This is a genomic window from Vibrio eleionomae (assembly GCF_009874545.1).
Taxonomy (GTDB): Bacteria; Pseudomonadota; Gammaproteobacteria; order Enterobacterales; family Vibrionaceae; genus Vibrio; species Vibrio nitrifigilis.
The window spans coordinates 41,518-54,436 of sequence record NZ_WEKT01000033.1 but is presented as its reverse complement, the minus strand read 5'-3'; the positions used below and the strand labels follow the sequence as shown (position 1 = coordinate 54,436).

The 12,919-nt window shown below is 41.5% G+C and carries 11 protein-coding genes; 9 read left to right on the top strand and 2 right to left on the bottom strand.

The features are described 5' to 3' along the window. The first annotated feature begins 242 nt into the window (after window positions 1-242). The 6 genes from brnQ to F9817_RS15770 all read left to right on the top strand — a co-directional run bounded on the left by brnQ (window position 243) and on the right by F9817_RS15770 (window position 6,933). Complete coding sequence (gene brnQ, locus F9817_RS15790) at window positions 243-1,559, top strand: branched-chain amino acid transport system II carrier protein (RefSeq protein ID WP_161157131.1); 1,317 nt, start codon at window positions 243-245, stop codon at window positions 1,557-1,559. 290 nt (window positions 1,560-1,849) lie between these two features. Continuing rightward, window positions 1,850-2,948 (top strand): peptide chain release factor 2 gene (gene prfB, locus F9817_RS15785; protein ID WP_161157130.1). Its coding sequence is split into 2 segments (ribosomal slippage): window positions 1,850-1,924 and window positions 1,926-2,948, totalling 1,098 coding nucleotides; the frame shifts between segments, so codons are not numbered across the junction. 34 nt (window positions 2,949-2,982) lie between these two features. Continuing rightward, a complete protein-coding gene (lysS, locus tag F9817_RS15780) occupies window positions 2,983-4,515 on the top strand; it encodes a lysine--tRNA ligase (protein WP_161157129.1) in 1,533 nt (510 codons plus the stop codon). Window positions 4,516-4,814: 299 nt separating this feature from the next. Then, a complete protein-coding gene (vpsR, locus tag F9817_RS15775; protein ID WP_161157128.1) occupies window positions 4,815-6,152 on the top strand; it encodes a cyclic-di-GMP-binding transcriptional regulator VpsR in 1,338 nt (445 codons plus the stop codon). 270 nt (window positions 6,153-6,422) lie between these two features. Then, window positions 6,423-6,548: a hypothetical protein gene (locus F9817_RS24305; RefSeq protein WP_268982040.1), complete on the top strand. Its 126-nt coding sequence runs from the start codon at window positions 6,423-6,425 to the stop codon at window positions 6,546-6,548. A gap of 130 nt (window positions 6,549-6,678) precedes the next feature. Continuing rightward, entirely contained in the window at window positions 6,679-6,933 is a 255-nt protein-coding gene (locus tag F9817_RS15770) for a DUF1127 domain-containing protein (protein ID WP_161157127.1), read from the top strand. Between the two features lie 387 nt (window positions 6,934-7,320). Here F9817_RS15770 and F9817_RS15765 read toward each other — a convergent pair whose 3' ends face one another. After that, on the bottom strand, window positions 7,321-8,355 hold the full coding sequence (locus tag F9817_RS15765) for an NADP(H)-dependent aldo-keto reductase (protein ID WP_161157126.1): 1,035 nt from the start codon (window positions 8,353-8,355) through the stop codon (window positions 7,321-7,323). A 220-nt stretch (window positions 8,356-8,575) separates the two neighbouring features. Between F9817_RS15765 and F9817_RS15760 the strand changes: the two genes are divergently transcribed. Further along, a complete protein-coding gene (locus tag F9817_RS15760; protein ID WP_161157125.1) occupies window positions 8,576-8,878 on the top strand; it encodes a DUF6482 family protein in 303 nt (100 codons plus the stop codon). A gap of 12 nt (window positions 8,879-8,890) precedes the next feature. Here the strand turns inward: F9817_RS15760 and mutH are convergent, their stop codons facing one another. After that, window positions 8,891-9,556 (bottom strand): DNA mismatch repair endonuclease MutH, encoded by a 666-nt coding sequence (gene mutH / locus F9817_RS15755; RefSeq protein ID WP_161157124.1) that lies wholly within the window; start codon window positions 9,554-9,556, stop codon window positions 8,891-8,893. Between the two features lie 596 nt (window positions 9,557-10,152). On the opposite strand from mutH, the gene rppH reads away from it, so the two are divergent. Next, the gene (rppH, locus tag F9817_RS15750) at window positions 10,153-10,671 is read left to right on the top strand and encodes an RNA pyrophosphohydrolase (protein WP_161157123.1); all 519 of its coding nucleotides are present in this window, start codon (window positions 10,153-10,155) and stop codon (window positions 10,669-10,671) included. 9 nt (window positions 10,672-10,680) lie between these two features. Next, window positions 10,681-12,918 (top strand): phosphoenolpyruvate--protein phosphotransferase, encoded by a 2,238-nt coding sequence (ptsP, locus tag F9817_RS15745; RefSeq protein WP_161157122.1) that lies wholly within the window; start codon window positions 10,681-10,683, stop codon window positions 12,916-12,918. Window position 12,919 lies beyond the last annotated feature (1 nt).

Here is a 12,919-nt window from a genome sequence, read left to right as displayed (position 1 = left end):
TTCTATTTGGGTGTGTTTTTATCTTAAAATTAACCAGAATTTTATTCTGAATATAACCCAATTATTTAGATATATAAACTGGCTTTTAGCTAAAAATGTAAATTAATCTAGCGATTTTTTCTTTGGGGTTGCTAAAAATTATCAATTTGTTCATTATTCTGTCCTTCATATAAGTGATGTAAATCACAAATTATTCACTGTGTTGCACACAACATCTAACAAAAATTTACTAAGGATTATCTGTGAATCAGCGTTTAAAATTAACAGATATTATTGCTATTGGTTTTATGCTTTTTGCATTCTTTTTGGGTGCAGGCAATATTATATTTCCACCAATGGCTGGACAATTAGCCGGTCACAACCTTTTGCCATCAATGGGTGGCTTCCTTTTGACTGCTGTTGGTCTTCCTCTCTCTGGTATTATCGCCGTGGCTATTGCTGGTGGTAGCTGGGAACATCTAACGAAAGATCTACCAGTTAAAGTATCGACATTAATGGCGTCACTGATCTTTATTATTATTGGTCCTGCGTTTGCCGCTCCGCGTACAGGTCTGGTTGCGTATGAAATGGCAGTTAAACCATTACTAAGTAATCCTGATAAAGTGTCGCTGGCCATCTTCTCCGTAGTTTTCTTTGCTATCGCTATGTTCTTCTCTTGGTCGCAAGGCAAATTGATCGACATGATTGGTAAGATTCTGACGCCTGTGCTGTTTTTATGCTTAGCAATTTTAGCTATCGCCGTATTTGTGGCCCCTCAAGGGGATATTATGGTGGCACAAAAGGCTTATGCGATTGCGCCATTTACCACTGGTTTTTTTGAAGGCTATAACACGATGGATACCTTTGCGTCTTTGATGTTCGGTATCTTGGTGGTAGAAGGTTTAAAAGGAAAAGGCATCACAGATGCTAAAGCCACGACAAAATATTTAATCAGTGCTGCAGTCATCGCTGCTGCGGGGCTGGCATTTGTTTATATTTCTTTGTTTTACCTTGGTGCGACGAGTGGCAGTATCGCAGCTCATTCAGCTAACGGCGGTGAGATTTTAAGTATCTATATCCAAGCGCTGTTTGGCAGTTACGGTCAAATCGTTCTATCTATTATCGTGGCATTGGCTTGTTTGACTACGGCTATCGGTCTTCTTTCTTCTGTATCTGATTACTTTAGTGGAATTACACCAATCAGCTATCGTCAATGGGTCGTAATTATCGGTATTGTTTGTGCCGTTGTTGCTAATGTTGGTTTAAATCAGCTGATTTCACTATCTGTTCCAGTGTTGTTTGCTCTTTACCCTGTAGCGATTGCGCTTGTCGTGCTGGCTTTTGTTCGCAAATTCTTACCAAATCCAACACTGGCGTATCGTGTAGTCCTGCTGGTTTCACTGCTATTTGCTTTGGTTGATGCTGCTAAACAGATTGGTGTAAATGTTTCTGTATTTAACTTCCTTCCATTGTTCCAAGACGGTATGGGATGGGTGCTACCCACAGCGGCGGCTTTAGTGGTGGCTATGTTTTTAAGCCCTGAAGAAAAGTCAGAGAAAGTGAGTCAAGAAATCGCGTAATTTCTGACGACACAACATTGATTAATCTAAAGGCAGTGATGGTGATATCACTGCCTTTTTTATTTTCAGCGTAGAATGACTTTATCTTCAAATCAGTGTCTTGCCTAAGAGCTTATCGATTGTCGCAGAAGCTGTATCTTGAGGAGACTTGGGGATAACGGTTTATAAAACAATGAAAAGTGGCGCTAACTTAGGTGGAAAGGGCGAATTCCTCGATTTTTTCCTGTATCTTAAGGTTGTTTTTCAGTAGAATTCTGCGGTTAAATTCTATTCATAAATATTAAGAAAATATGTTTGAAATCAATCCAATTAAACATCGTCTTCAGGATGTGCAAGATCGCACTAATGTCCTGAGGGGGTATCTTTGACTATGACGCGAAAAAAGAGCGTCTTGAAGAAGTCAATGCAGAATTAGAACAACCAGATGTGTGGAATGAGCCTGATCGCGCACAAGCGTTAGGTAAAGAACGTTCTGCACTTGAAGCTGTCGTTGAAACCATTAATCTTTTAGATCAAGGGGTTGATGATGTTGATGGTTTACTTGAATTAGCTGTTGAAGCGGAAGATCAAGAAACTTTCGATGAGATTGGCCCTGAATTAGAAGAGTTGGAAAATAAACTCGCACAGCTTGAATTCCGTCGTATGTTCGCTGGTGATCATGATTCTTCTGATTGTTATGTGGATCTTCAAGCAGGCTCCGGTGGTACAGAGGCGCAAGATTGGACATCAATGTTGCTTCGAATGTATTTGCGTTGGGCTGAAGCGAAAGGTTTCAAGACAGAAGTTATCGAAGTTTCTGAAGGGGAAGTCGCAGGATTAAAATCTGCAACAATCCGAGTATCTGGTGAGTATGCTTATGGTTGGTTACGTACCGAAACTGGCGTTCATCGCCTAGTTCGTAAATCGCCATTTGATTCAGGCGGTCGTCGCCACACTTCGTTTGCTTCTGCGTTTGTTTATCCTGAGGTTGATGACAACATTCATATTGATATTAACCCGGCAGATTTGCGTATTGACGTATATCGCGCTTCTGGTGCCGGTGGTCAGCACGTTAACACCACTGAGTCTGCGGTACGTATTACCCACTTACCGACCAATATTGTTGTTCAATGTCAGAACGATCGTTCCCAGCATAAGAACAAAGATCAGGCGATGAAACAACTTCGTGCAAAATTGTTTGAGTATGAATTACAGAAGCAAAATGCTGAAAAACAAGCAAATGAAGATGCGAAATCAGACATCGGTTGGGGTAGCCAAATTCGTTCATACGTACTAGATGACTCCCGAATCAAAGATCTACGCACAGGTGTTGAAAACCGTAATACTCAAGCGGTTCTCGACGGTGATTTAGACAAATTTATAGAAGCTAGCCTTAAATCTGGCCTTTAAGCTTTTTACCGACAAATAACAGGATACATGCAAAATGACTGATGCTGTTCACAACGAAAAGAGCCAAGCTCAAATCGCGCAAGAAGAAAACAAACTAATTGCAGAACGTCGTAGCAAGCTGGAGCACATCCGTAAAGACTCAAAGGCGAATGGTCACCCAAATGACTTTCGTCGCGACAGTCTAGCGGGTGATCTTCAGAAAGAGTTCGGTGAAAAGACCAAGGAAGAGCTAGAAGAACTAAACCACATCGTTGCAGTTGCTGGCCGTGTTATGGCAAAACGTGGTCCATTCATCGTGCTTCAAGAAACATCTGGCCGTATTCAAGCATACGCGGCTAAAGATGTGCAAAAAGAGCTTAAAGCGAAATACCAAGGTTTAGATATCGGTGACATCATCGGTGTGAAAGGTGCGCTTCATAAATCAGGTAAAGGCGATCTTTACGTGAACATGGAAGAGTATGAATTGCTAACGAAAGCACTTCGTCCGCTCCCAGAAAAATTCCACGGCCTAACCGACCAAGAAATGCGCTACCGTCAGCGTTACGTTGACCTAATCGTGAACGAAGATTCTCGTAATGCGTTTATCGTTCGTTCTAAATTGGTGGCTGCAATTCGTCAATTCATGACAACCAAAGGCTACCTAGAAGTTGAAACGCCAATGATGCACGTGATTCCTGGCGGTGCAACTGCACGTCCATTCGTGACTCACCACAATGCATTGGATATCGACATGTACCTACGTGTTGCCCCTGAACTTTACCTAAAACGTTTGGTAGTGGGTGGTTTTGATCGCGTATTCGAAATCAACCGTAACTTCCGTAACGAAGGTCTTTCTGTTCGTCACAATCCAGAATTCACCATGATGGAATTCTACCAAGCTTACTCTGACTACAAAGATCTGATGGATCTGACAGAAGAAATGCTAAGCTCAGTGGCAATGGAAGTGCTAGGTGCAACTGCGGTACCTTACGGTGACGAAATGGTTGAGTTCGGCGGTCAATACGCACGTATGACCATGCTAGAAGCTATCAAGAAATACAACCCAGACCACGCTGAAATTCAAGCAATGACTGAAGATAGCGTGCAAGATCGTGACCTAATGGTTCGTATAGCGAAATCTGTGGGTGTTGAAGTTGAATCATTCTGGACTTGTGGTCAGCTTCTTGAAGAAACCTTCGGTGAAACAGCGGAACCTCAACTGATTCAACCAACCTTCATCACTGGCTACCCAGCAGACATCTCTCCACTGGCTCGTCGTAGTGATGACAACCCATTCTTCACTGACCGTTTTGAATTCTTCATCGGTGGCCGTGAAGTGGCAAATGGTTTCTCTGAGTTGAACGATGCAGAAGACCAAGACTCTCGTTTCAAAGCACAAGTTGCGGCGAAAGATGCGGGTGATGACGAAGCAATGTACTACGATGCAGACTATATTACTGCGTTAGAACATGGTCTTCCACCAACAGCGGGTCAAGGTATCGGTATCGACCGCCTAGCTATGTTATTTACTAACTCACACACTATCCGTGATGTGATTTTGTTCCCAGCAATGCGTCCGCAGCACTAATCACCAGCCTTTAAAAATATAAGGCAAACACCTCGTTGATAACCGTCTTCTGTCAAGAAGGCGGTTTTTTTGTTTTCGCATGATAATCGGTAAATATATGGGAGTTTATCTAGCTATCTATCTGTCTATGCAGAAAATTTAGAAAAACTTAGTTTTTGTGTGGAAAAGTCAGTAATTGCCTACTAGTCTTAAAAGTGAGACAGATATCTGTCTCAAGTCTCGTTATTGTAACGGTTTACCGTTAAATACAAATGCCAAAAGTTAGATAGCAACATTTAGTTTAAAAAAGGAACTGATTCATGGGGAACAACTTTCGGATGGATTCAGCACCGGGTTCATTAATTCTCGTCGGGGGAACATACGAACCTTGGTTGTCAGTGCTTGAACAAGCAGGATGGAGCTGTAAGCTGTGTTCGGATCTGCGCAAGGCTGATACGCTTTTTACAGAAACCGGTCCGTGTATTGGGATTGTTGATTTGAGTCAAGACGAGTTTAGTCTTAACGGAATCGCAAACCTGGTGAGTAGCCACAAACAAGTGCGTTGGCTCGCTTTCATTCGAGAAACTCAATTGAGTTCCGATACTATCTGCCAATTTATCGTTAACTTCTGTATCGACTTTTTTACCGCTCCTATTCCAGATGCTCAGCTGCTAAGTACTATTGGTCACCAACTGGGAATGCTTAAATTAGAGAAGAAGGTATGGCCGAGCTATGGCTCAATAGGCAATATGGGGCTATTGGGTGAATCGACAGCGGTGAAACGCTTAAGAGATCAAATCAAACGGATTGGTCCAACCGATGTGAGTATTTTGATTTATGGCGAAAGTGGCTCAGGTAAAGAAACGGTTGCCAAAGCTATTCATAAAACATCGTCACGAGCACAAAAGAACTTTATTTCGGTGAATTGTCGAGCGATGTCTGAGCAGCGCCTAGAAAGTGAATTATTTGGTATCGGTAATGCAGATCCTAATACCATCCTTCCACTGCAAGCCGATGGTGGCACCATCCTACTCAATGATATTTTGACCTTACCAAAACAGCAGCAGATTAATTTATTACGTTTTCTGCAAGAAGGCATTATTGAAACTCCGGAAGGTTCTAAAGAAGTCGATGTCCGCGTATTAGCGGCTAACTCATCGGATATTGAAAAGGCATTAATTGATGGAGATTTTAATGATGAACTCTATCATTACATTAATGTACTGAGGATCAATGTTCCTAGTTTGAAAGAGCGAGCGGCTGATATTTCGCCATTAGCGACGCATTTCTTACAAATCTATTCTAAAGAATATAATGCACAGGCTCGCAGTTTCTCAGAGGACGCCTTAAGAGCTTTAACTCGTTATTACTGGCCTGGCAATGTTCGTGAATTGATGAATCAAATTAAGCGTGTTGTGTTGATGTCTGATAGCGTCATGCTTAAAGAAGATGACTTAGATCTGCCCAAGCGTATTGATGGTAAGCGTAGCTTGAAGAGCATTCGTGAACGCTCTGAACGCGATGCATTACTGTTAGTTCTGGAGTCTAACGCTGGACAAGTTTCTTTAGCCGCAAAAGAATTAGGAATATCTCGGGCCACTATGTATCGGCTATTAAATAAACATAAATTAATATCTGATACTCATTACACGTCATAGTTGATTACTTATATCACTAAAATATAAATAGTTAACGTTATATAACAATATTAATTTTATCTTTTGCAGAGTATTGCACTGATTTATTAGTGAAACGCTCTGCATATCCCCTGAATTAAGGGCTTTTTCTGATTATTCATGGAGTGATTGGTTGTTTTTTGGATAACTGATGATTATCGGTTGAATAATCATCGTTGTGGGTTATTATTTATTCGTGAGCTTAACTCACTGAATTTAAATATTTTTGGATTAATTTTCGCTAGGAGGCGCATGATGAAACGATTTACCGCAATCAAACCGCATGCGTCTGCAATTAAACGTTCACCCAAGAACGTTCTTACCTGTCAGTTAGTTTCTAAGCTAGCGATGGATAAGGGTAACTACGCCGAAGATTAGTCCGTAACCTCTTTTTAGGCTGCGGAAACAAGCAGCTGAACAAGGGGTTATTGTATCTATAGCTTTTCCCTTTATTAGGCTTTCGCCTGTTTCCCCAGCATCCTTAACCATTAAATGCTGGAGAGCAATAATGTCTCAATCAATCTATCTAAAAATTGCTGTATTGTTTGTTCGCGCGGATCTACGCCGTGAAGAACGTCAATGGCGACGTCAAGTTCGTCGTAGTGCCTATGATGTACCATGGGATAATGCCTATTTACTGCGCGATATTGGTCTTGAACCTGATGGTCGAGCTATTGGTACAGTCAGTATTCCGGACTCTGTTAAAGCCGAACGTCGTATTCGTCATATCCGTCGGGTTTTAACATCGCGAATACCGACGTGATCGTCAGCCAATCTCGAGGAGAATGACATCATTATCGAGGTTGGCGTTATAGAAATAGGGCTAGCATTTGCTAGCCCTATTTGATTGATCGTGTATTCATTTATACCCAAGTAACCTCAAGATGCTGTTTCAGCGAGAATGTATTCGCTCTTAGGCAAGGCTTTGATTTGAAGACATAGTCATTCTACGTTGAAAATCAGTAACACAGCATAAGAGCGAATAAAACTCGCCCTTCGGGAGCTCATCAACAAACCTATTTCTGCGCTCAATCACGTTGAAAGGGAATAGCCATTCCTACCGTGATTGGGCTTGACCTAGGCTCGTTGATGAAGCTCTGAATCCTGCATCTTGAGGTCATTTGGGTATACTTATGGGTAAATAAAATATCTATGGACAAGGGTTAGAATAAACCGCTGCTATTTCATCGATTTTTTGTAGTAACTCATTACTCAAAGTAACATCTAAGCTATCGATATTTGCTTTCAATTGTTCCATGGTGGTTGCACCTATAATGTTACTGGCAACAAATGGACGTTGATTCACGAATGCTAGTGCCATTTGAGCGGGATCAAGGCCAAACTCGTTGGCTAAATTGACATAGGCTTCAGTGGCTTTAATACCTTGTGGTGTGAAGTAACGTTGGAAGCGTTCGAATAGGGAACACCGAGCGCCTTTAGGCCGTGCTCCATTAAGGTACTTACCACTTAAAATGCCAAACGCCATTGGAGAGTAGGCGAGTAACTTGACGCCTTCATAATGAGAAACTTCAGAAAGCCCCACTTCAAAGGTCCGATTTAATAAATTGTAAGGGTTTTGAATCGATACAACTTTTGGTAAATCGTGTTTATCGGCAAGACGAAGGTAAGACATCAAACCCCAAGGTGTTTCATTAGAAACACCGATATAACGAACTTTCCCCATTTTAACGACATCATTCAGTGCTTCTAATGTTTCAATCAGGCTCACTGAACTTTGTTCTTCTTGATCGGGGAAGTTCAAAGTACCAAACATATTCGTATTACGTTGTGGCCAGTGAACTTGATATAAATCGATATAATCCGTTTTGAGGCGGCGTAAGCTATCGTCAATAGCTTGATGGATATTCCGATGATCAAGTGCCATATTGTCGCGGATATGATTGACCCGACTAGGGCCTGATACTTTAGTCGCGAGAACAATTTTTTCACGCTTTCCCGATTTTTCTAACCAATTTCCGATGTACTCTTCTGTTTTTCCTTGAGTTTCTGTTTTAGGCGGTACGGGGTACATTTCTGCTGTATCGATAAAATTGATTCCACGTTCTAATGCGTAGTCCAGTTGTTGAAAAGCATCTGATTGACTATTTTGTTCACCAAAAGTCATGGTGCCAAGACAGATAGGGCTGATTTCTAAACTTGAGTTGGGCAGTTTTGTATATTGCATAGCACTTCCTTGTCACAAGGACAGATTCGAACGGTTGCTCACCGTAAAGTGAGTATCCGTTTGTTGGTATTGTTCTCTAGCCGTTTGATATATCGACTACTTTTTCAGCGTAGTACTCACTATAAGCGAATAACAAGAAAAAAAGAAAACAGAAATGTGCCCAGAGTCGATCTTTGGCACGTATAAATGTGTCGACACTGGTTTATGTTGGAGCGAAGAAATGGAAAAGGCACAATTTAATCAATGGTTACGCAATCAACAGAATGAGGATCAACCCAAAGTTTTTATCATGGGGTGCGCTGATGCTCGGCAGTACAGTATTTTAGTCGAACACAAACATCATTTAGAACCATTAAGAGATCGTGATGTAACGTTGCACTTTTCATCACTCGATGAAGCGAAATTACAGTTAATGAAGTTTGGTTTAAAAAGTGCTTACTTACGTTTGTCTACACCGTATGAGGAGTGTGGTATACCGGGAGATAACAAATACAGTGATATTCCGTTGCCATTGTACTCATAATTGTTTTCACGATTATGCGTAGTAATTTTGCAATATATTAGCCGTGAACTGAGTACGTAAATAAAAGCCACGTGGTAGGGTGCGAATCGGCTTGCCGTTTGAGCCATAGGCTTCGGTGAGTACCCGACCATTTGCTGCTTTAGGGCGTAGCTGCAGTACTTCACCATGCCGAGCGGTAACTTTATCGTACTGACCAAGAACAATGAATTCCATCAGTTCTTCCCAATCGGCTTTCAATTGAGCTTCTTCTTGTTCTGAAGGACTCCATATAAGCGGCATTCCGACACGACGTTGATTTAATGGAATTTCTCTTTCTCCTTCGACGGGGACCCACAATACTCGTGATAACTTATTACGGACATGACTTGTTTCCCACGTTAAACCGTGAATACCTGTGAGAGGGGCTACACAGACGAAAGTGGTTTCTAGTGGTGTTCCGTGATAACTGATCGGAATACTTTTCAGTTCGATCCCTAGATCGGCGAAATCTTGGGTTGGTTTACTGCCAGCTGTCGCGCCTAAATGCCACTCAAGTAGTTGTCCTACCCATCCTTTATCGCGACGTAGATCGTTTGGGACAGTCATTTGTGCTTCTTCAGCTAACTGTTCAAAGGAGCTTCCTGCAATCGCACGAGCTCTTTCCATCAGTTCTTGTTCGGATTGTGGTTCTGGTTTCATCTGTTCATTAATGTTTAACAATGTCTAGAGAGGATCGTACACGATTGCTGGTTGGTGTGAATAGGATCCTAAATAAAAAACTTATCCACAACTTAGGCACTGTTATGTGGTTAATTACTCTTTCCATGTATGAATAAACAGGGGTTTAGTCGGACGAAAATAGTTGAAATTTGCTAGCGTTGTGGTGCCCCTTTTTTATAAATGTGGATAACCCGCATATTGATGGATCTTTGTTCGATTTTTGTATTGAAATGATCTTTACAAAAAAGAGCACATATATCATGCCTTATTTTTGTTTTAACTTTATGTTTATTAATGATTATTTATATTTATTCTATATATTGGAATAGGATCTTTTTTGTTCGTATTGGTGTTTTTTCAATCGAAAAACAGGCTTCTTCACACACTTATTCACAGAAAACGTGAATAAATGTGGTCTAGGTCTCATTGCGTTGTTGATAAGTAATAATCGCTGCGAAAATGTGGAGTTTTTGCCATGTCGCCCATAAATATTGCCGGAAATTTACGAGTTAGTTTGCTCCGGCTGGGGATATGTGGAAAAATCACTGTAATTAAAATTTATTAGAGGTTTGCCAGTGATAGATGGCGATGGTTACCGACTTAATGTTGGTATCGTGATATGTAACAACCATGGTCAGGTATTCTGGGCGAAACGATATGGACAGCACTCGTGGCAATTTCCTCAAGGGGGGATTGACGATGGTGAGACTCCCGAGCAAGCGATGTTTCGTGAGCTTTATGAAGAAGTCGGTCTAACGAAAAAAGATGTGAAGATCATAGCGACAAGTCGTCATTGGTTGCGATATAAATTGCCCAAACGCCTTGTTCGATGGGATTCGCAACCTGTCTGTATTGGACAAAAACAGAAATGGTTTTTACTGCGTCTTGAATGTGATGAATCAAAAATCAACATGCAGAGCGGTTCAACCCCTGAATTTGATGGTTGGCGCTGGGTAAGTTACTGGTATCCAGTAAGGCAAGTCGTCTCTTTTAAGCGCGATGTGTATCGTCGTGCCATGAAAGAGTTTGTATCGATAGCGATGCCTTTCAAAGAACGTAAGGTGAAAGGTAAACGTAAATTCCGAAGAGGGTAATCTAACAGCATGCTTTCTCAGCTAAGGGATATAGTTGAACAGGTTTCTAAAGTTGAAGATGTCCACCTAGCTTTAGATACATTTGTTAAGCAGACATGTGCCGCAATGGGCACTGACTGTTGCACTGTGTACTTAGCTAATGAAGAGCAGCAACGTTTGGAATTAATGGCGACGCAAGGCCTAAAGTTCCAAGGTGATAAGATTCATATAGGCTTCGATGAAGGTTTGGTTGGGTTAGTAAAACGCTCAGCTGAACCTTTAAATGTCGCGGAAGCCTCAAAACATCCCAACTTTAAATATTTCAAAGAGCTTGGAGAAGAAGTTTACAACTCCTTCCTTGGCACTCCTATCATTCATCGTAAACAAGTTCTTGGTATTCTGGTTGTTCAACAGAAGAAACCACGCTTGTTTAGTGAAATGGAAGTTTCCTTCTTAGTTACATTAGCCGCTCAGTTGGCTGTTATCGTGACTCATGCTCAAACTCAGGGCCAATGGTTACTCTCTAAACAAAAAACAGTCAGTGGTATCCCTGCCTCACCAGGCGTGGCTATCGGCGATTTTTGGTGGGACGACTCTCAACCGCTTTTATCTGATGTATTTCCTGCATCCACCGTTGATATTAGCCGTGAGCAGGAATGGCTTAACCGAGCTATTGAAAACGCTTTAGCGGATTTTCGTAAAATGCGTAAGCGGTTGGATAGTGAAATACACAAAGAAACGTTAGCGATTTTTGATTTATTTACTCACTTGTTAAATGATCCTATGTTGCGTAAGGATCTTAAAGAACAAGTGCAAAAAGGCGATCGAGCTGACTGGGCGTTACGCCAAGTGGTCGAAGCGTATTCTAATCGTTTTGCTCGAATGTCCGATGTATATTTGCGTGAAAGAGCACAAGACATCCGTGAATTAGGTCAACGTTTACTCTACTTTTTATACAATTCTGAACAAGAGCAAAACCTTAAAAAGCCAATTATTTTAGTGGTACGTGAGCTAACTGCTTCACTGCTCGCTACTTTACCTAAAGATAAATTACTCGCGGTAGTTTCGCTTGAAGGTGCGGCAAACTCACATGCTGCGATTTTATCTCGGGCGTTAGGTGTCCCTGCGATTGTGGGAGTTAAACTTAATTTAAAAGAGTTAAACGGCAAGCGTGGCATTGTTGATGGTTACAGTGGCAAGTTATTTATTTCGCCTAATCGACAAGTATTACGTGAGTACAAAGCGTTAGCGAATGAAGAACGCGAACTGGCGAAAATAGTCAATAAGACCGTTTCTGAACCCGGAATTACCCAGGATGGTCAGCGTATCGAGTTATTACTCAATGCGGGGTTAACTGGTGAATCCAATGTTGCGATTAGTCAGGGAGTAGATGGGGTCGGGTTATACCGAACTGAAATTTCTTTCTTGATGCAGCATCGTTTCCCTTCAGAAGAAGAACAAATTCAGCTTTATCAAACTGTATTAGCGTCTTATCCTAAAAAACGCGTCGTTATGCGTACGTTAGATGTAGGCGGAGATAAACCATTACCGTATTTACCAATAGAAGAAGATAACCCTTTTCTTGGTTGGCGTGGGATCCGTTTTACACTCGATCATCCTGATATTTTCCTAATTCAGCTGCGCTCTATGCTTAAAGCGAGTGCGGAACATCAAAATCTTTCCATCATGTTACCGATGATATCTAACGTCAAAGAGCTTGATGATGCTTTAGGTTTATTACATCAAGCATACGAAGATGCCGTACAAGCTGATGAGCGCGTTGTCATGCCCAAAATTGGCATTATGTTAGAAGTGCCTTCTATGCTGTATTTATTGCCTAATGTTGCGAATAAGATCGACTTTGTGTCTGTCGGGACTAACGACCTGACACAATACCTTTTAGCCGTCGACCGGAACAATACGCGCGTTGCTGATGTCTATGATCCTATGCATCCAGCCGTATTAATGGTTTTGCAGCAAATTCAAAAGACCTGCGAACAGTATCAGCTACCAGTTTGTATATGTGGTGAGTTAGCTGGAGACCCAATGGGCTCATTACTGTTGACTGGACTGGGATTCACGTCATTGAGTATGAACACGTCGAATGTGGCCCGCGTTAAATATTTGCTGCGTAATTCCGATCTAAATGATCTGAAGAAACTCTCTGAGCAAGCCTTAATGCAATCATATGGAAAAGACATTTATAATATGATGTTAATGTACTTTGAAGAAAAAGGCTTTGCGGGTTTTGTGCGCGCAGGTAAATAAT